The following is a 20025-nucleotide window of genomic DNA, read 5'->3' as shown; positions in this document are numbered from 1 at the left end:
ATGGAGAGAGCTGCACACACGGCTCGGTTGTCAATTTTAAGGGGGCGTCAGCGAGATGGAAGATTTTAAAGGATTAGAAGAATTGATCATCATCAGTGGAATGAGCGGGGCAGGGAAGTCGGTCGCGATGAATAGTTTCGAGGACCTCGGCTATTTTTGTGTCGATAACTTACCGCCGGTTCTCTTGCCACAATTGATTGATGTCATCAGCTCGGTCCGGCCGAAAATCGCGGTCGCTATTGATACACGCACGAGAGATTTTATCGACAGCTTGTTCATCGTCATTGACGATTTAGAAAAGAAAAATGTACATCCACATCTATTGTACTTAGAGACAAGGGACGACGTGCTCGTTCGTCGCTATAAAGAGACACGACGTTCACATCCGCTCGCACCTGAAGATGCGCCACTCGTTGGGATCAAGATGGAGCGCGAACTGCTAGAAGGATTCCGTGACCGTGCTCATACGCTTTATGACACGAGTGATTTGAAGCCACAGATGTTGAAGGACCGCATCCTACAACAATTTAATGAGGAACGGATTCCGTTCACGGTCAACTTCATGTCGTTTGGTTTCAAACATGGGGTGCCGCTCGATATCGACTTGTTATTCGATGTCCGTTTCATTACGAACCCGTTTTATATACCTGAGCTTCGACCGCTCACGGGTCAGACGACAGAAGTGCAGGATTACGTCATGTCACATCCGGAGGCACGAGCGTTCTATAAAAAGTTGATTGACATGCTCGAGTTCCTCCTTCCGCAATATAAGCGCGAAGGAAAGACACAGATTGTCGTGGCGTTCGGTTGTACGGGCGGAAAACACCGATCGATCACATTTGCTGAGAAAGTATCGGAACACTTCGCCGAGCGATATAACGTGAAGACAGTCCACCGTGACCTCGCTCACGCGACGAAGGAGAAGTGACATGAGACGAGACCGGAAAGTAGTGGCCATCGGTGGAGGAACGGGATTGTCCACTCTCGTTCGTGGCTTGAAACATTATCCGCTCGACATCACGGCCATCGTCACGGTAGGCGATGACGGCGGGAGTTCGGGACGTCTGCGTGACGAGTTTCATATGTTGCCTCCAGGGGACATTCGAAACGTCATCTTGGCATTATCGGAAGTCGAGCCATTAATGGATAAAATTTTGCAATACCGATTCGACACGGGCTATGGCTTAGAAGGGCACTCCCTCGGAAACTTGATGCTCACGGCGGCGACGCACATTTGTGAAGGCTCGTTTGTGAAAGCGATTGACGTCATGTCACAGCTCTTGAACGCACAAGGGAAGGTATTGCCGGTCACAGAGACGCTCATGACACTCGCGGCGGAGTTCGAAGACGGAACGATTGTCAAAGGGGAATCCAAAATCCCGCTCCAAGAGCAGCCGATTAAACGCCTGTTCTTACTCGAGGACGGCATCAAGCCGGCACCCGGGGTCGTTGAGGCAATTGAAGAAGCAGACGTCATCGTCCTCGGTCCAGGAAGTCTCTATACGAGCATCATCCCGAACTTACTCATCCCGGCCGTACGGGAAGAAATCATCCGCTCGAAAGTCCCGGTCGTCTACATTTGTAACGTTATGACACAACCGGGGGAGACGAAAGGTTATGACGCGATGAAACATTTGAAAGTCGTCGAGTCGTACCTCGGGAAGGCATCAATTGACACGATTGTTGTTAATAACGAGCCGATTGCTGAAGACTATTTAGAGCGCTATCTTGAAGACGGATCAGAAGAAGTCCGTTTCGACCGGAAAAAGCTCCGACACTACGGGACGAACGTCCTCGCAGGGGATATCGTTGACTATAACCGCGATTATATCCGCCATGACTCTGATGCCATCGCCGGACTTGTCATGCAACGGGTGCTTCGGATTAAGAAACCTCGTTCGTTTCAGGAGTTGGAATTGAAATAAAGATTGTTTGAAAGATAGAAAGGAGGGGAACTCGATGAGCTTTGCATCAGATGTGAAGAAAGAACTCACCCAGCTCGAAGCAAACGATGCCGAGGCGAAAGCTGAATTGTCGGCACTCGTTCGGATGAATGGAGTCATCTCGCTTGCCCTAGGACGAGGTATGACCCTTGATGTCTCGACGGAGAACGCCTCGATTGCCCGGCGGATGTATTCATTGATGAAGCGGCTTTACGACCATCCGCTCGATTTGTTTGTACGGAAGAAAATGCGTCTGAAAAAGAACAACGTCTATATCGTCCGTGTATCACAACATGCAGAGACGATGCTTCGGGACCTCGAGATTCTCGGAGAGAATTATGAGATGATCCGGACACTGAACTCGGATATGACAAGGGACGAGAACTTGGCACGTGCCTATTTACGTGGGGCGTTTCTTGCGGGTGGGTCGATCAACCATCCGAAGACGTCATCGTATCACCTCGAAGTGTATAGTTTGTATGAAAATCATAATCAGGCGCTACGTGATTTGGCGAACCGCTTTGATTTGAACGCAAAGACGCTCGAACGGAAAAAAGGACATATCCTTTACATGAAAGAGAGCGAGAAAATCTCAGATTTCCTCAAATTGATTGGCGCCACACGAGGGATGCTGGAATTTGAAGATGCACGCATCATCAAAGATATGCGTAACTCCGTCAACCGTCTCGTCAACTGTGAGACAGCGAACTTGAACAAGACGGTCGGTGCGGCATTGCGTCAGGTTGAGAATATCAAATTCTTAGAACGGACAGTCGGACTCGATGTCTTGCCGAAAAAACTGCGGGAGATCGCCGAACTGCGTGTCACGCATCAAGACGTCTCCTTGCAGGAGCTCGGGGAGATGCTCGAGTCCGGACCAATATCGAAGTCAGGAATCAACCATAGACTTCGTAAAATTGATCAAATTGCCGAGCGTGTGCGCAGCGGTGGCGAGATTGCATCTTCGTGATGCGGTTGCACCAAAACCATTCTTCCTATATAATAAGCAATTGTGTATAGGTTTTATGAAAAGCGAATTAAAGGAGCTTCATCATTATGTCGAATGAAAAGAAAAGATTATCGCTCACGATCGACGCTAAGCTCGATCAAGTCATCACAGAGCGTGCAAAAGAAATCGGGATTCCGAAAAGTGCACTCGTCACGTTTGCAACGAGCCTCTTCTTGAACCAGCTTCGTGCAGAAGAGTTGTTGAACGGAGATAAGAATGCAATCTACGAAGTCATTCGTAAAGACTACGAGTTGCTCACGAGCGTAAAGAATCTAGATAACTAAGTGAAAGGTTGACTTCGGTCAGCCTTTTTTAGTTGCATCTCTCCAGAAAATTTGGAATAGTTGAGGTACTGAATAAAGAGGAGGGCAAATGTATGGGACAAGCAAGTCAATTGCTACTTATTTTATTGTTACAATTAATCTTCGTGCCGGTTCTGACCCTTCGAACGATTATGCTTGTTAAAGGCAAAACAATGATTGCAGCGATGTTTGGTACGCTAGAAACATTAATTTATATCTTCGCGCTCGGTATTGTATTCCAGGATTTGACGACGCTCGGAATGATCGTCTATGCGGTCGGGTTCGGACTCGGGATTTTACTCGGTGGCTTCGTCGAACGGAAACTCGCAATCGGCTACAACATGATTCAAGTTCACACGAAAGAGTACCCGGCCGAGCTCATTCAACAGATGCGCGACAATGGATACGGTGTGACACATTACCAAGGTCAAGGACGTGACGGAATCCGTTATCGTCTTGACGTATTGGCGGCCCGGACACGGATGAAGGAACTTCGTGAACTTGTCGAGAAACATGAACCGAAGGCGTTTCTCGTCGCATTTGACCCGATTGATTTCAAAGGCGGCTATATGATGAAAGGGCTACGTCGCCCGAAATGACGCACGAGACTCACGTAAGTGGGTCTTTTTTTGTTGGAGTAGGAATTTTACTACGCGATAGGGAACTAGTGAGAGAAGGAGATGAGACCGTGAAGAGCAATCGACGTTTTTGGATTGTCTTATTATTCTTGCTTGTCGGTGTTGGCATCATCTATTTTGCCGTGACGCTGTTAGGCGACGGAGAAGACACCGTCAAACCACCACTCCCGACTGTCCGAGTCGGTTCGGTGACGGCGGAAGTAGAACAATCGACGTACTGTTGGGAGGCCGGCAATCAAGCGACATGCGCCGACTATGGTTTGCCGGAAGCGGATGACCTGCAACTGATTACGGTCAAACCGGGAGACCGAATCGACGTCGTCTATCATGCGGAACCGAAGGCATCGAGTTTTCATCGAATCGAAGACGGCGAACTCGTCCCGACAGACGCAATCGTCCCGGAGGAGCCGGGCACCTATCTCTATGAATTCGGCGGGGAATGGACGCAAGGCGATAGTCGGTACGTATTCGGCGTCAAGGTGTCCGAAAAGTGACAAAAACCATATTAAAAGACGTTTCCCGATAGAAATGGGAAACGTCTTTTGTATGATTAGCGTGTCATGACTTTGTCGATGAGACCGTAGTCTTTCGCTTGGTCAGCTGCCATGAAGTAGTCGCGCTCTGTGTCGCGTTCGATGACTTCAAGTGGCTGTCCAGTGTTTTCTGCCATGATTTGGTTCAACTTCTCACGCATTTTGATGATGCGTTCTGCGTGAATTTTAATGTCTGACGCTTGGCCTTGTGTGCCACCGAGCGGTTGGTGAATCATAATCTCCGCGTTTGGCAATGCGAAGCGTTTACCTTTTTCACCGGCTTGGAGCAAGAAGGCACCCATCGATGCAGCCATTCCGATACAAATCGTCGACACGTTCGGCTTGATGAAGTTCATCGTGTCATAGATCGCCATACCTGCTGTAATCGAACCACCTGGGCTGTTGATGTAGAGCGAGATGTCCTTTTCTGGATCCTCAGCTGCGAGGAAGAGGAGCTGTGCGACGATGGAGTTCGCGACGTTGTCGTCAATCGCACTACCGAGAAGGATGATACGGTCTTTGAGCAAGCGTGAGTAGATGTCATACGCGCGCTCCCCACGGCCTGTTTGTTCGATAACTGTTGGAATTAACATTGAATCTGCCTCCTTTATGTAGGTTGTAATTTCATCATACCTGTATAGTCAATGTTGGTCAAACAGAAACCCTTTCTACTGGTTATTCCACGACCCACGATGTGTAAAACGTCTCAAGTGCTCACGTTATTCTATTCGGAAGCGGGGTGGTTTGAAATTGTAGGTGAAAATATACAAAAAGGACGAAAACCAACTAAGGTCTTCGTCCTTTATTTCTGATACACCCGGAGAGATTCGAACTCCCGACACCTGGCACCGGAAACCAGTGCTCTATCCCCTGAGCTACGGGTGCATATGTGTGACACGAATTTATTATACATTTGTTTTATTGAAAAAGCAATCCTGTTCATTTACCTTTTTTGAGCGCGAGTGGAGCGGGTTCGTTACAATAGAGAAGAGGGGGGAGAACGATGCAACGGCAAGAACAAAAACAAGTGCAACAGCAACAGATGACGCAAGACCTCGTGCAACGGCTACCGGTGCTCGAGGCGGATCGTCTGGCGCTCATATTTCGTCTTGCACGGCTAGCCCGACATAACGCGAACATCCATCTCGGAAGCGGGGGTGTCGAATGGATCGAGGATGTGGCGAGCGCGTTTGAAGAGAAGCTGTTCACCCAAATTCAAGAAGGGAACGGTAGTGAGAGGGATAAAGAGCTTAGACGAAAGCTCGTCCTCTTGCTCGACCATCGAGGATTATTGCCGGACACGAATGAAGTGTTGGCGGAGCGTCTTCAAGTTGATGTCGCTCAAATCGAACAAGCGAGACAGGCGCTCTTGTTTCTTGAACCGACGGGGATTGGGGCGAGAACAGAAAGAGAGTGTCAATATCGACATGCGATCGAACATGACGACCCTCGTGTCGTCGATGTATTCGACGCAATCGAGAACGGTGTGAGTCATCAACAGATGGCAATCGTACTTGCCGTCTCAGAGGAAGAGCTTGCCGGTCTAGAACGTATTGTAGCGACGCTTCCGAAACGTCCTAGTTTATATGAAGAAACTAGTCAAATTTTTCCGGAAGTCGAGGTGCGCTATGAAGACGAAAAACTCGTCACGACGTGGCTCAGCCCTGAGCTCGATTCGACGCGAGTCGGCAATGACCGTGAGGCGAGATGGTGGATGACATCCCTTGCGATGCGGAATGAGACGTTGCGTGAGATTTGGGGCGTCATCGAATCACGTCAGACGGAATGGCTCAAGGGAAAACTCGTCCTCAACCCGTTGACCCGTCGGACGGTCGCGCACTTGATCGGAAAACATGAATCGACGGTCGGGCGTGCCATCCAAGGGAAATTCGCCAAGACTGAGAACGGGATTATGGAGTGGAGACACTTTTTTGTCCGGTCGACGAGTCATGGTCATTCACCGTTTATGATCAAACGTACGCTCGCTGAACTGATTCAACAAGAGACAGCACCACAAAGTGACCAGACGCTCGCCCATGAGCTGGCACGATACGGTTATCAAGTGACACGTCGGACGGTGACGAACTACCGGGAAGAACTAGGGTTCGGTAACTCACGGGAGCGTGAGCGGCAGTTATGGAAAGGGTGACTCAGATGAAATTGACATTATATAAACGTGAGAATTGCTCGCTTTGTGACGAGGCGGTCGTCATGCTCGAATGGCTTCAAGAAGACTATCCAATTGAAATCGAACAAATTGATATCACAGGGGACGAGGTACTCGAAGAAAAGTATCTCTTCGAAATCCCCGTTCTTATACATGAAGGAGAGGTCATCAGTCAAGGGCGATATGATGACAACAAAGTTGAAGATTTTGTTAAGTATACGCTTACATTGAAAAAAAACGTTTGAAGGGGTTGTCAGACGGAAAAGTGATTGATAAGATGAACTCGTAGCGGTGGGACGCAAATAAAAAAGTGGGACGAAAATTGTCCACACTTAAAGTCGAGGGGGTATGAGCATGATCCAGCAACTGATTCACGTTCAGAAGCAAATTGTCCCTGACCTGCTCGATACGCTCCGACATCGTTACGATATCTTACATTACGTCCGCTTGATGCAGCCAATCGGCCGCAGGACACTCGCAACGAGTTTGGGATTGACCGAACGAGTACTCAGGCGAGAGGTTGACTTTTTGAAAGATCAAGGTCTCCTTTACGTCGCTACTCAAGGAATTTCCCTCAGTGAGACGGGACGAAACGTCTTGCGAGACTTGCATGAGATTATGGGAGAGCTTCTTGGAATCTCAGAAGTGGCAAGAGAGCTTGAAGAGAAGTTAGGGGTTCGCCAAGTCGTCATCGTGCCGGGTGATTCGGATGAAACATTCTGGGTCCAACGCGATATCGGACGGGCAGCGGTCACGCAATTAAAAGCGCGGCTCGCGCCGGATGATAACGTGATCGCGGTAACAGGTGGAACGACGATGGCATCGGTTGCGGCCATGATGTCGCCCGATAAAAAAGAACGCCCGATGCACTTTGTGCCGGCACGTGGAGGTCTGGGAGAAACGCTTGAACTTCAAGCAAACACCGTCTGTTCACGCATGGCGGACCGGGCCCACGCAGACTATCATCTTCTACATATTCCGGATGAAGTATCACAAGAAACGTTCGACCGGATGGTGGAGGAACCTAGCATAAAAAATGTGCTGGAAATGATTAGAGCGGCGCAAATAGTGGTACATGGAATTGGTGAGGCAGAAACGATGGCAAAACGTCGTCACGCATCGCCGGAGCATTTGCGGATGATTGAACGGCATGATGCCGTCGCCGAGGCATTCGGATATTATTTCAATGCTGAAGGTGAAATCGTCCATCGCGTCAAGACGGTTGGGATTCAACTCGAAGAGCTGGATGACATGGATACCGTCATTGCGGTTGCTGGAGGAAAGTCGAAGGCGCAGGCGATCGCCGCTTATGCGAAACACACGTCGAACATCATCCTCGTCACAGACGAAGGTGCGGCGAAAGAATTATTAACTTGTTATTAAAGAGTTGACCCCGTTGGCTCTTCAATAAATAGCTTCTACCCTAAGGAGGAAATTAACATGGCAGTAAAAGTTGGTATTAACGGATTTGGACGTATCGGTCGTTTGGCATTCCGCGAGATCATCAAAAACGAAGGAATCGAAGTTGTTGCAATCAACGACTTGACAGACACGAAGATGCTTGCACACCTTCTCAAATATGACACGACTCAAGGTCGTTTCGATGGAGAAGTTGAAGTACACGACGATCACTTCCTCGTAAACGGAGAGAAAGTTATCACGCTCGCTAACCGTAACCCTGAAGAACTTCCATGGGGAGACCTCGGTGTAGACATCGTTCTCGAATGTACTGGATTCTTCACTTCAAAAGAAAAAGCTGAGCTTCACTTGAAAGCTGGCGCGAAGAAAGTTGTTATCTCGGCTCCTGCTACAGGTGACATGAAAACTGTTGTTTACAACACAAACCACGAAATTCTTGATGGTTCTGAAACAGTCATCTCAGGTGCTTCTTGTACAACAAACTGCTTGGCACCAATGGCTAAAGTTCTTCAAGATCAGTTCGGAATCGTTGAAGGTCTCATGACGACGATTCACGCTTACACTGGTGACCAAAACACGCTTGACGCTCCACACCCTAAAGGTGACTTCCGTCGTGCACGTGCAGCTGCAGCGAACATCGTTCCTAACACAACAGGTGCTGCTAAAGCAATCGGTCTTGTAATTCCTGAACTTCAAGGAAAACTTGACGGTGCTGCACAACGTGTACCAGTTGCTACAGGTTCACTCACTGAACTCGTAACTGTACTCGACAAGCAAGTATCTGTTGACGAAGTAAACGCAGCAATGAAAGCAGCAGCGAACGAGTCATTCGGTTACACTGAAGACCAAATCGTTTCTTCTGACGTCGTTGGTATCGCATACGGTTCACTCTTCGATGCGACTCAAACTAAAGTGATGACAGTTGGCGACAAGCAACTCGTTAAGACGGTTTCTTGGTACGACAACGAAATGTCTTACACTGCACAATTGGTTCGCACAGTTAAGCACTTCGCTAACATCGCGAAGTAAGTTCGTGAACTAAATAGAATCAAATAGGAGCGGAAACAAGAGATTGTTCTCCGCTCTATTTATGAAATAACACGCACGACATATGGAGGCGAAAGTTATGAACAAACAGTCTATTCGTGACATCGATGTAAAAGGGAAACGCGTCTTTTGCCGCGTTGACTTCAACGTTCCACTCAAAGATGGCGTCATCCAAGATGAAACTCGGATCCAAGCCGCACTTCCAACGATCAAGCACTTGCTTGACGGTGGTGCGAAACTTGTCCTTGCGAGCCACCTCGGCCGTCCAAAAGGCGAGAAGAACCCTGAGTTCTCACTTGCTCCGGTAGCAAAGCGTCTCGCTGAGCTCCTCGGAAAAGATGTACCGCTCGTCGAAGAAGCATACGGCCCTGTTGCAGAAGAAGCGGTCGCTAAACTCTCTGAAGGCGATGTCGTCGTTTTAGAGAATGTTCGTTTCTACCCAGGAGAAACGAAAAACGATCCTGAGCTTGCAAAAGGATTTGCAGCACTTGCTGACGTATACGTCAACGACGCATTCGGCGCGGCTCACCGTGCGCACGCTTCAACTGAAGGGGTTGCACACCACGTGGATACAGCCGTTTCGGGTCTCTTGATGGAAAAAGAACTTGAAGTTCTCGGTAAAGCTCTTTCTAACCCGGATCGTCCGTTCACGGCGATTATCGGCGGATCGAAAGTAGCTGACAAGATTGGGGTCATCGACCACCTTCTTGACATCGTTGACACACTCATCATCGGTGGTGGACTCTCGTACACGTTCTCGAAAGCACTCGGGCACGAAGTTGGGAATTCACTCCTTGAAGAGGATAAGCTTGACCTCGCTCGTCAATTCATGAAGAAAGCAGAAGACAAAGGCGTGAAATTCTTGATGCCTGTCGACTGCGTCATCGCGAAAGAATTCGGCGAAGAAACGTATGTCGGCCCAGTCGATATCGACTCGATCCCAGCGGATCACATGGGTCTCGATATCGGACCGAAGACAGTCGAACTTTACGCGGACGCGATTCGCGAATCGAAACTTGTCGTATGGAACGGACCGATGGGCGTATTCGAACTCGATAAATACGCAAACGGAACGAAAGGTGTCGCTCAAGCACTTGCGGACAGCGATGCATACTCAATCATCGGTGGTGGCGACTCAGCCGCTGCGGCAGCCAAGTTTGGTCTTGCTGACAAGATGAGTCACATCTCAACTGGTGGCGGCGCGTCACTCGAATTCATGGAAGGCAAAAAACTTCCAGGTGTCGAGGCGTTGAACGACAAGTAATTTAGAGGAGGGTTATCGATGCGTAAACCGATTATTGCAGGTAACTGGAAAATGAACAAAACACTCTCGGAAGCTGTCGCTTTCGTAGAGGAAGTAAAAAACAACATCCCATCTACTGACAAAGTAGATGCAGCGATTGGTGCTCCGGCACTTTTCCTCGCACCGATGGTAGAAGCAGCTAAAGGGTCAAACTTAATGCTCGGTGCACAAAACATGTACGACAAAGATAGCGGTGCCTACACTGGCGAAATCAGCCCAGTGATGGTCGCTGACCTTGGTGTGACGTACGTCATCCTCGGTCACTCAGAACGTCGCGAGTACTTCGGCGAATCAGATGCGTTCATCAACAGCAAAACGAAAAAAGCGTTTGAACACGGTCTTACGCCAATCGTTTGTGTCGGTGAAACACTCGAGGAGCGCGAAGGCGACAAGTTCGAAGAAGTCATCAAAACACAAGTCGAAGGCGGTCTAGCTGACCTCTCTGCTGACCAAGTCAAACAACTCGTCATTGCGTACGAGCCAGTTTGGGCAATCGGTACAGGTAAATCAGCGGACGAAGCTGACGCACAAAGCTCTTGTAAGTATGTTCGTGACGTTGTGAAAGGTCTTTACGGCGAAGACGTAGCGGCTGCAGTACGCATCCAATACGGTGGATCTGTCAAACCTGAGAACATCAAAGAGTACATGGCACAAGAAGACATCGACGGCGCACTCGTCGGCGGTGCTTCACTTGAAGCCGCTTCGTTCCTCAAATTGTTGGAGGCGATTTAAATGGCTAGACCAGTCGCACTCATCATCTTAGATGGTTTCGGGATGCGTGACGAATCGTTCGGTAACGCGGTCATGGCCGCGGACAAACCGAACTTCGACCGCTACTGGGAGCAGTATCCACATACGCTCTTAAACGCAAAAGGCGAGTACGTCGGTCTTCCAGAAGGACAGATGGGGAACTCGGAAGTCGGTCACTTGAACATCGGTGCCGGCCGGGTCGTCTATCAGTCACTCTCACGCGTCAACAACGCAATCAAAGACCGTTCGTTATTCGATCGTCAAGCGATGAACCATTTGGCAGGACATGTGAAGAAACATGACTCGAGCCTCCACATCATGGGCCTCGTGTCAGATGGCGGGATTCACTCGCACATCAACCACATGTTTGCCATCGTTGAGTTCGCAAAACTACACGGCATCGAAAAAGTGTACATTCACGCGTTCACGGACGGCCGTGACTGTGATCCGAAGTCAGGAGCTGGTTTCCTCAAGGAAACAGAAGAGAAGCTTGCTGAACTCGGTGTCGGTCAAGTCGCTAGCGTGTCTGGTCGCTACTATGCCATGGACCGCGACAACCGTTGGGAGCGCGTCGAGAAAGTATACGACGTTCTTGTAAACGGCAAAGGCGAAGTCGGCACGGACCCAGTCGAGGTTCTCAAGAAGTCTTACGAGAACGATTTGACGGATGAGTTCGTCTTACCGACCGTCATCGAAAAAGATGGCAAGCCGGTCGCGACAATCCAAGACAACGATGCCATCATGTTCTTCAACTTCCGTCCGGACCGGGCGATTCAGTTGTCGAAAGTGTTCAAAGAGAAAGCCGGATTCGAAGGCTTCAAACTCTCTGAAAATCATCCTGAGAACCTTCTCCTCGTTTCGATGACGAAGTACTCGGATGTGATTGACACAGATATCGTCTTCCCACCAGAAGATTTGAAGAACACACTCGGGGAAACACTCTCTGCGCAAGGATACAAGCAACTCCGCGCCGCAGAAACAGAGAAGTACCCACACGTCACGTTCTTCTTGAACGGACAACAAGAGAAGCCGTTCGAAGGTGAGGATCGTCTCCTCGTACCTTCACCGAAAGTCGCGACGTACGATCTTCAACCAGAAATGAGCGCATATGAACTCACAGACGGTTTGCTCGAACGTATCGAGTCGGATGAGTATGATGCATACATCATCAACTTCGCGAACCCGGATATGGTCGGACACTCAGGTAAGCTTGAGCCGACGAAGAAAGCGATCGAAGTGGTCGACGAATGCCTCGGTAAAGTAGTGGACGCATTACTTGCTAAAGGTGGCGCGGCCATCATCACAGCGGACCACGGGAACGCGGACATCGTCACGAACCCAGATGGTTCACCGATGACGGCGCACACGACGGAACCTGTTCCATGTATCGTCACAAAAGAGGGAGTCGAACTGAAACCAGTTCTCGAAGGCGCACTTTGCGACCTCGCCCCAACGCTTCTCGACCTTCTCGGTGGAGAGCAGCCAGCTGAAATGACTGGTTCATCAATCGTTACAAAATAAAACAACTATTTTTCAAACGAAAAGGAGCGATTTTTCATGTCAATGATTACAGAAATTTACGCACGCGAAATTTTAGATTCACGCGGTAACCCATCAGTAGAAGTAGAAGTCTTCACAGAAGACGGCGGTTTCGGCCGTGCCCTCGTCCCATCAGGCGCATCAACAGGTGAGCACGAAGCAGTTGAGCTTCGCGATGGCGACAAGTCACGTTACCTCGGTAAAGGTGTCTTGAAAGCAGTTGCGAACGTGAACGACACGATCGCACCAGAACTCATCGGCTACGATGTATTCGACCAAAACGCACTCGATGCGAAAATGATTGAGCTCGACGGTACGAAAAACAAAGGTAAACTCGGCGCGAACGCGATCCTCGGTGTCTCAATGGCAGCAGCACACGCAGCAGCAGACGAGCTTGGCCTTCCACTTTACACATACCTCGGTGGATTCAACGCGAAGACGCTTCCGACTCCAATGATGAACATCATCAACGGTGGTTCACACGCTGACAACAACGTTGACTTCCAAGAGTTCATGATTATGCCTGTTGGCGCGCCAACGTTCCGTGAAGCGCTCCGCATGGGTGCAGAAGTATTCCACGCCCTCAAATCAGTTCTTTCTGGTATGGGTCTCAACACGGCTGTTGGTGACGAAGGTGGTTTCGCACCAAACTTGAAGTCAAACGAAGAAGCGATCACAGTTATCCTTGAAGCGATCGAAAAAGCTGGTTACAAAGCTGGAGAAGATATCTACCTCGCAATGGACGTTGCGTCTTCAGAATTCTATGACAAGTCAACTGGCAAGTACGAACTCGCTGGTGAAGGCAAAACGATGACAACTGCTGAGCTTGTAGACTTCTACGCTGAGCTCGTCGACAAGTACCCAATCATCTCAATCGAAGACGGTTGCGACGAAAACGACTGGGACGGCTTCAAATTGCTTACTGACAAAATCGGTAGCAAAGTTCAGCTCGTTGGGGATGACCTCTTCGTAACGAACACTGAGAAACTTGCTGAAGGTATCGAAAAAGGAATCTCAAACTCGATCCTCATCAAAGTTAACCAAATCGGTACGCTCACAGAAACATTCGACGCAATCGAAATGGCTAAAAAAGCTGGCTACACAGCAGTTATCTCACACCGTTCTGGTGAAACAGAAGATGCGACAATCGCGGACATCGCTGTTGCGACAAACGCTGGTCAAATCAAAACTGGTTCACTTTCACGTACTGACCGTATCGCGAAATACAACCAACTTCTCCGCATCGAAGACATGCTCGGCGATGTTGCGAAATACGACGGCATCAAGTCGTTCTATAACCTCAAAAAATAATTGATTGTTTTCAGGCTCGCTTCGTGCGGGCCTGTTTTTTTGTGGTTTCTATACTTTAACTTGCGAAATCTACGTTATAGAATTTAGAATCCGAAATTGTATAATGATAATTAAAAAACACACTAATAGACAGAGAACCTGTCAATAGTGTGCCATGTAATATTGAGTGTATTAAGATTTACTACATTCACGACTGCAATAGTAACAGCCATCAAAATTTGTTTTTCCAGTCAACCTTTTAGCTTTTAAGATAGCTTCTTTACAATCTGAGGCTGAGCCTATCTCTTCTAAGTTAAATGGTTTGAAAGAACAGTTAAATGTGTGTACTTCGTGTTTTCCGTTTTGATCAACATTTTTATTGTATCCATACAAAGGCATAAAAGTCACCTCCTTCCAATATTTATAATATCATTAGGAGTAAAAAATACTATTTATATTTCTTTAATTGCCTCAACATAACTAGTTTAGGGTTGTGTAAGTTTGCACAAAATTTGGGTATACTCTCTACATAACGAGTAAAGGAGCCACTGCTTATGACACGAGTACGAAAAGCCATCATCCCAGCCGCCGGTCTCGGCACCCGCTTCCTTCCTGCCACGAAAGCCATGCCAAAAGAAATGTTGCCGATTGTCAACAAGCCGACGATCCAGTTCATCGTCGAGGAGGCCGTCGCCTCAGGGATTGAGGACATCATCATCGTCACAGGTAAGAATAAACGGGCGATTGAAGACCACTTCGACCGTGCGCTCGAATTGGAGCAGAACCTCGAATCGAAAGGGAAGACCCGCTTGCTCGAATCGGTCCGTCACTCCTCGAACTTGGCGAACATTCACTACATACGCCAACAGGAGCCAAAAGGTCTCGGTCACGCGATTTGGTGCGCCCGAAAGTTTATCGGGGATGAGCCGTTCGCTGTCTTACTCGGAGACGATATCATCGAATCCGACGTACCGGCTACGAAGCAATTGATTGATCAATATGAGGAGCATGAACGTTCCATCATCGGGGTACAGCGTGTCCCGTATGAAATGACGAACCGATATGGTATAATTGACCCGCTTGCCGTCGAAGGGAAGCTCATCCCGGTGAGGACGTTCGTCGAGAAGCCGCCCGTCGATGAGGCCCCGTCTAACTTCGCCATCCTCGGTCGATACATCTTGAAACCGGACGTCTTCGAGGCGCTATCGGGGCAAGAAGCAGGTGCCGGAGGCGAGATACAATTGACGGATGCGATTGCACGCTTGAATGAGGCAGAAACGGTCTTCGCTTATGAATTTGATGGTCGACGCTATGATGTCGGAGAGCCAATCGGGTTCGTCGAAACGACGATTTGCCATGCACTCAGCGATCCTGATTTAAAAGATGACGTCCACGCCTTATTGAAACGGCTCGTGGACGAACTTGATCAACAGTAAGGTGTGTTATTTTTGAAAACAATGCTCATGGTGTGCCAAAACTATTATCCGGAAATCGGCAGTGCCGGTAACCGGATGCAAAACATTACGCATTTGATGAAACAGCGCGGGTATGAAGTCGAGGTCGTTACCGCCTCCCCTTCGTACCCGAGCTTTGATATGTATCAGGACGACCGTTTCTGGAACGACCGCGAGCTGAACGACCAGCCGTTCATCAAACGACTCGTCACGAAGAAACGGAAACATACGTCCAATATGGTCAGCCGTCTCTTTTTATTCCTCGAACAGATGGTAAAAGGGATTGGAGCCGTTCGCCAGTTAAAGTTGAAGCCTGACGTCGTGTTTGCGACGACCCCTTCTTTTTTTATGGCGTTTGTCGGAGTATATGCGAAGCGAAAGTATCGCGTCCCACTTATTCTAGACGTTCGCGACCTTTGGCCGGAATCGGTAAAAGGGGTCGGGGTATTCAAACATGACTGGGTGCTCGCGCCAGCGTTTTGGCTCGAGAAGCGATTGTATCGTTCCGCAGATGAAGTGATCATCAACTCGGAAGGATTCCGCAGCTATCTTCGTCAGCGCGGTGTCCCGAATGAGATAATCCACTATATGCCGAACTCGATTCGGGAAGCGGAGCGCACGCTCGAGCGGACGATTCCACCGGACGACCGGATGGAGATTTTATACGCCGGAAATATGGGTCTTGCCCAGGACGTGTCTCTGTTGCTCGAACTCGCCGAACGGTTCCGGGACGAGCCACGGGTTCATTTCAAATTGATTGGCTACGGATATCGGAAAGAAGAGTTGAAGCAGACGATTAAAGATCGCGGCTTCCGAAACTTCTTGTTCCTCGAGGCGATGCCAAGGACGGAGGCGTTCCAGGCGATTAAAAATGCAGATGTCGCGTTCGTCAGCCTGATCGAGCAAGAAGTATTCGATACGGTCATCCCTGGGAAACTGATCGACTATATGGCGGTCGGCAAACCGATTGTCGCAGCAGTGTCAGGCCATGCGGCGAATGTCATTGAAGCGGCGGAAGTCGGCTACGTGTCACGGAAGCGTGACATCGATGAGATCGAACGGATTCTACGGAAGCTCCTCGACCGACCAGACCTTCGAGAGGTACTCGGGGCAAACGGGATTCGTTACGTCAAAGAGAATTTATGTTGGGAAGAGAATATCGACGTGCTAGATCAAGTCGTACAACAGTTAGTGATGGAGGAAAGACAATGAAGTCAGTATGTATGTTTGTATGGAACCATTTTACGAATGATGCGCGCGTCCTTCGTGAGTGCTCAGCACTTGCCGAGGCAGGTTATGAAGTCGATTTGATTGCGCTTCAAGATCCTAAAAATAAAGAGCTTCCAAAAGAAGAGATGCGTCCGGAAGGCTTCCGTGTTATCCGCGTGAAGCGACAACCCTCGATTCTCGTCAATGCGCTCAAATTCGCGAAGAAGACATACCAATGGGTGAGCGAGAAGCAGACCCGCCAGATTGGTGCTGGGCTCGTCGGTGCCGGGTTGGTCTTACTCGCGCCGTTCACGATGCTCGCGCTCGGTGCAGCCGTCGGAACGGTCTTGTTACCACAAGTACGTAAGCAAATCGTCAACGCGAGTGCGATGCTCGAGATGGTGTTCGCTTCGACGAAAAAATCGTATGACTTTTACCATGCTAATGATTTGAACACACTCCCGCAGGCACTCCTCGCTGGAAAAGTGTTCAACAAAGGCAGAATCGTCTATGATTCGCACGAAGTACAGACGGACCGTACCGGCTACGGCTACATTCAAAGTAACCTCGAAGGATGGCTCTTGCCGTTCGTCGATACGATGATGGTCGAGAACCATACACGTGCGGCACATAACGAAGAGTTGTACGGGTTCTATCCGTATGTGCTCCACAACTATCCGTTTTATCGTCCGCTCGACTTCTCGCTTCGTAAGGATTTGCATGCACTCCTCGATTTGCCGAAAGACGAGAAGATCCTCTTATACCAAGGTGGGGTTCAAGCCGGACGCGGCCTCGAACAGCTCGTGCTCGCGGCGAAAGACTTCAAAGAAGGTACGCTCGTCATGATCGGGGACGGGAAGCTCAAACCGACGATTCAACAGTTGATTGAGACGGAAGGGGTCGGCGACCGCGTCAAGATGATTGACAAAGTACCGGTCGAAGCGTTACCTTACTATACGATGAACGCCTACTTAGGCTTCCAAGTATTGAACAACGTCTGCTTCAACCATTACTCGGCCTCATCTAATAAATTGTTTGAGTATTTGATGGCTGAAGTACCGGTCGTCTCATGTGACTTCCCTGAAATCGAACGGGTCGTTGCGGGAAATGACGTCGGGGTGCTCGTCGATTCGCATGATCCACAATCGATTGCGGACGGCGTCAACCGATTGATTGAAGATCAAGCACTCTACGCGCGTGTCAAAGAGAACACGAAGACCGCGCGTGAGAAATATAACTGGGATTTGGAAAAAGAGGCACTCTTGAACGTCTACGCAAATGCAGCGGAGCGCAAGTTGCCGATTATGAAAGACGGTGCGCCAAAGCCAGTACAATCTTAAGACTGCGGCTTTTGCCGCGGTCTTTTTTATGTGGAAGGAGGACATGTATGAAACGTCAACAGCAACATCTATTGCGCCAACAAGTATGGCGCAAGCTACAAACCATCTCGGTGAAGGACATCGCCTGGATCATCGCGGGCTCATTCATTCTCTCGTTCGGGGTCAACTACTTCACCGTACCGAACGATTTCTCGGAAGGTGGCCTGCTCGGGGTCACGATCATCTTGTACTACGTGTTCGGCTGGGACCTCGGGCTCACGTCGATCATCGGGAACGGGATTCTCTTTATCATCGGCTATAAGCTGCTTGACCGCCGGACAATGGTCTATTCGGTCATCGCGGTCGTCGCGACGTCGTTCTTTCTCAGTCTGACGCATAACTGGGGCAGCCCGGCTGAGGACAAACTGCTCGCGGCCGTCTATGCCGGGATCATGATCGGGGTCGGGATCGGCATGGTGCTCCGTGTCGGCGGTACGACCGGCGGGGGTGTCATCATCGCCCGTCTCATGGAGCGCTATCTCCATTTGAGCGTCGCCGTCTCGATGTTCATCATCGACGCGATCGTCGTCGCGACATCCGGCTTCTTCTTAGGGGAGCAGGTCGTCCTGTATACGCTCATCGCCATCATCATCGGCTCATGGGTCATCGACCTCGTCGCGGAAGGACTCAACATCCGCAAGGCCGTCACGATCATCAGTGACAAACATGAAGAGCTCGCCGTCGTCTTGACGGAAACGCTTGGCCGCTCGGCAACGATTATCCATGGACATGGCTACTATACGAAGCAAGATAAGAACATGTTGTATATGATCGTCGACAAACGTCAGATCGCGCCGCTCAAAAAAATCGTCCAAGTGACGGACGACCGGGCCTTCGTCGTCATCCACCAAGTGAAGGAAGTCATCGGGGAAGGATTCAGTTACCCGTCCCGATAATTTGAATGCTGGTGTTTTATTGATAACTTCTATATAATAAAAGGCGTGTAAATAGAAGGAGGAACTGACTACTATGCAAACGATCGCTACAATCAGCCTACTTGTCGTGGCTGTCTTATTGATTGTCGTCGTACTGCTCATGTCAGGTCGGTCGCAAGGTCTTGGAGCGATTGCAGGTGGCGCGGAGCAGTTGTTCGGACGCCAGAAAGCACGCGGCTTCGATGCTGTTTTGAACCGAACTGCAGCTGTACTAGGCACTTTGTTTTTCATTTTAGGATTACTAGTCGCATCATTATGATGATAAGGCTGATCGTTCTCGATTTTCACGTGAGGCGGTCAGCCTTTGTTTTTTCGATTTATTTTTGGGGAATAATGTAGATACGAGGAGATGACGTACGAAATGAAAGTAACAGCACCAAAACCGTTCTTCTTCGAGGGCGGAAAACGTGCCGTGTTGATGTTACATGGCTTCACTGGATCGAGCGCGGATGTCCGCATGCTCGGTCGCTTCCTTCAAAAAGAAGGATACACATGTATGGGACCGATCTATCGTGGTCATGCCGTCCCACCGGAAGAATTACTCCAATATGGACCGAAAGACTGGTGGGAAGACGTCTTGAACGCTTACCAGACACTCGTCGACAAAGGCCATGAGGAAATCGTCGTCTGCGGACTCTCGCTAGGTGGCGTGATGTCGCTTCGTCTCGCCGAGGAGAAAGACGTCAAGGCGGTCATCCCGATGTGCGCGCCGACGGGAATCGATGCCGAGGACCGCTTGTATAAAGGAGTCCAGGCATATGCCCGAGAATATAAGGGTAGAGAAGAAAAGTCGCCGGAACAGATCGAGCAGGAGATGGCAGAGTTCAAACCGATGCCGACGCTAAAAGACCTCCGTGCCTTCGTCCGCGACACGGCGTCGAAGCTCGAGGACATCTTCGTCCCGACACTCGTCGTCCAAGGCGCCAAAGACAACATGATTGACCCGGAATCGGCGAATCAGATTTACGAGGCGGTCAACACGTTCCAAAAAGAGTTGCTCATCTATGAGGACTCGGGACATGTGATCACGCTCGACAAAGAAAAAGAGAAACTGCACCAGGACGTGCTCGATTTTCTCGAAACGTTAGACTGGTCAGTCTAAGAAGGA

General features: G+C 49.5%; 22 protein-coding genes and 1 tRNA gene. 20 read left to right on the top strand and 3 right to left on the bottom strand.

All coding sequences use genetic code 11. The features are described from left to right. Positions 1-55 precede the first annotated feature (55 nt). From rapZ to KNO95_RS06740, 6 genes are all read left to right on the top strand, one after another. Complete coding sequence (gene rapZ / locus KNO95_RS06765) at positions 56-928, top strand: RNase adapter RapZ (RefSeq protein WP_026825434.1); 873 nt, start codon at positions 56-58, stop codon at positions 926-928. A gap of 1 nt (position 929) precedes the next feature. Continuing rightward, positions 930-1925 carry a gluconeogenesis factor YvcK family protein gene (locus tag KNO95_RS06760; RefSeq protein ID WP_026825435.1) on the top strand — a complete coding sequence of 332 codons (996 nt, stop codon included), beginning with the start codon at positions 930-932 and terminating at the stop codon, positions 1923-1925. A 34-nt stretch (positions 1926-1959) separates the two neighbouring features. Continuing rightward, positions 1960-2913: a DNA-binding protein WhiA gene (gene whiA / locus KNO95_RS06755; RefSeq protein ID WP_026825436.1), complete on the top strand. Its 954-nt coding sequence runs from the start codon at positions 1960-1962 to the stop codon at positions 2911-2913. Positions 2914-2999: 86 nt separating this feature from the next. Further along, positions 3000-3236 carry a hypothetical protein gene (locus KNO95_RS06750; RefSeq protein ID WP_012726920.1) on the top strand — a complete coding sequence of 79 codons (237 nt, stop codon included), beginning with the start codon at positions 3000-3002 and terminating at the stop codon, positions 3234-3236. A 92-nt stretch (positions 3237-3328) separates the two neighbouring features. Next, positions 3329-3853 (top strand): DUF2179 domain-containing protein, encoded by a 525-nt coding sequence (locus KNO95_RS06745; protein WP_026825437.1) that lies wholly within the window; start codon positions 3329-3331, stop codon positions 3851-3853. An 89-nt stretch (positions 3854-3942) separates the two neighbouring features. Beyond that, on the top strand, positions 3943-4386 hold the full coding sequence (locus KNO95_RS06740; protein ID WP_235181827.1) for a hypothetical protein: 444 nt from the start codon (positions 3943-3945) through the stop codon (positions 4384-4386). 56 nt (positions 4387-4442) lie between these two features. Here the strand turns inward: KNO95_RS06740 and clpP are convergent, their stop codons facing one another. Then, a complete protein-coding gene (gene clpP / locus KNO95_RS06735; protein ID WP_012726916.1) occupies positions 4443-5018 on the bottom strand; it encodes an ATP-dependent Clp endopeptidase proteolytic subunit ClpP in 576 nt (191 codons plus the stop codon). A 219-nt stretch (positions 5019-5237) separates the two neighbouring features. Continuing rightward, positions 5238-5310, bottom strand: a tRNA-Arg gene (locus KNO95_RS06730). Positions 5311-5428: 118 nt separating this feature from the next. On the opposite strand from KNO95_RS06730, the gene KNO95_RS06725 reads away from it, so the two are divergent. From KNO95_RS06725 to eno, 8 genes are all read left to right on the top strand, one after another. Next, a complete protein-coding gene (locus KNO95_RS06725) occupies positions 5429-6574 on the top strand; it encodes an RNA polymerase factor sigma-54 (RefSeq protein WP_026825439.1) in 1146 nt (381 codons plus the stop codon). A gap of 5 nt (positions 6575-6579) precedes the next feature. Further along, positions 6580-6837: a glutaredoxin family protein gene (locus tag KNO95_RS06720; RefSeq protein WP_034770922.1), complete on the top strand. Its 258-nt coding sequence runs from the start codon at positions 6580-6582 to the stop codon at positions 6835-6837. A gap of 112 nt (positions 6838-6949) precedes the next feature. Next, positions 6950-7975, top strand: coding sequence for a sugar-binding transcriptional regulator (locus KNO95_RS06715; RefSeq protein ID WP_026825441.1), 1026 nt, complete (start codon positions 6950-6952; stop codon positions 7973-7975). 57 nt (positions 7976-8032) lie between these two features. After that, positions 8033-9040, top strand: a complete 1008-nt coding sequence (gene gap, locus KNO95_RS06710) for a type I glyceraldehyde-3-phosphate dehydrogenase (RefSeq protein WP_026825442.1) — start codon at positions 8033-8035, stop codon at positions 9038-9040. Between the two features lie 97 nt (positions 9041-9137). Then, positions 9138-10322: a phosphoglycerate kinase gene (locus KNO95_RS06705; RefSeq protein WP_026825443.1), complete on the top strand. Its 1185-nt coding sequence runs from the start codon at positions 9138-9140 to the stop codon at positions 10320-10322. Positions 10323-10340: 18 nt separating this feature from the next. Beyond that, positions 10341-11093, top strand: coding sequence for a triose-phosphate isomerase (gene tpiA / locus KNO95_RS06700; protein ID WP_026825444.1), 753 nt, complete (start codon positions 10341-10343; stop codon positions 11091-11093). Beyond that, on the top strand, positions 11094-12632 hold the full coding sequence (gene gpmI, locus KNO95_RS06695; RefSeq protein ID WP_026825445.1) for a 2,3-bisphosphoglycerate-independent phosphoglycerate mutase: 1539 nt from the start codon (positions 11094-11096) through the stop codon (positions 12630-12632). 36 nt (positions 12633-12668) lie between these two features. After that, entirely contained in the window at positions 12669-13961 is a 1293-nt protein-coding gene (gene eno, locus KNO95_RS06690) for a phosphopyruvate hydratase (protein WP_026825446.1), read from the top strand. 171 nt (positions 13962-14132) lie between these two features. Here the strand turns inward: eno and KNO95_RS06685 are convergent, their stop codons facing one another. Continuing rightward, positions 14133-14339 (bottom strand): hypothetical protein, encoded by a 207-nt coding sequence (locus KNO95_RS06685; protein WP_026825447.1) that lies wholly within the window; start codon positions 14337-14339, stop codon positions 14133-14135. A gap of 155 nt (positions 14340-14494) precedes the next feature. Between KNO95_RS06685 and galU the strand changes: the two genes are divergently transcribed. The 6 genes from galU to KNO95_RS06655 all read left to right on the top strand — a co-directional run bounded on the left by galU (position 14495) and on the right by KNO95_RS06655 (position 20019). Then, positions 14495-15376: a UTP--glucose-1-phosphate uridylyltransferase GalU gene (gene galU / locus KNO95_RS06680; RefSeq protein WP_026825448.1), complete on the top strand. Its 882-nt coding sequence runs from the start codon at positions 14495-14497 to the stop codon at positions 15374-15376. 21 nt (positions 15377-15397) lie between these two features. Then, positions 15398-16606, top strand: coding sequence for a glycosyltransferase family 4 protein (locus tag KNO95_RS06675; RefSeq protein ID WP_034771416.1), 1209 nt, complete (start codon positions 15398-15400; stop codon positions 16604-16606). Beyond that, entirely contained in the window at positions 16603-17943 is a 1341-nt protein-coding gene (locus KNO95_RS06670) for a glycosyltransferase (protein ID WP_034770925.1), read from the top strand. Before KNO95_RS06675 ends, KNO95_RS06670 begins: the two co-directional genes overlap by 4 nt. Before the next feature lie 47 nt (positions 17944-17990). Then, positions 17991-18878: a YitT family protein gene (locus KNO95_RS06665; RefSeq protein ID WP_051545959.1), complete on the top strand. Its 888-nt coding sequence runs from the start codon at positions 17991-17993 to the stop codon at positions 18876-18878. Positions 18879-18951: 73 nt separating this feature from the next. Further along, positions 18952-19176 carry a preprotein translocase subunit SecG gene (gene secG / locus KNO95_RS06660; RefSeq protein WP_012726902.1) on the top strand — a complete coding sequence of 75 codons (225 nt, stop codon included), beginning with the start codon at positions 18952-18954 and terminating at the stop codon, positions 19174-19176. 90 nt (positions 19177-19266) lie between these two features. Continuing rightward, positions 19267-20019: an alpha/beta hydrolase gene (locus tag KNO95_RS06655; protein ID WP_371742748.1), complete on the top strand. Its 753-nt coding sequence runs from the start codon at positions 19267-19269 to the stop codon at positions 20017-20019. The last annotated feature ends 6 nt before the right edge of the window (positions 20020-20025 follow it).

The organism is Exiguobacterium sp. ERU653 (genome assembly GCF_018617775.1).
Lineage (GTDB): Bacteria > Bacillota > Bacilli > Exiguobacteriales > Exiguobacteriaceae > Exiguobacterium > Exiguobacterium marinum.
This window is presented reverse-complemented; position numbering and strand designations above follow the sequence as displayed.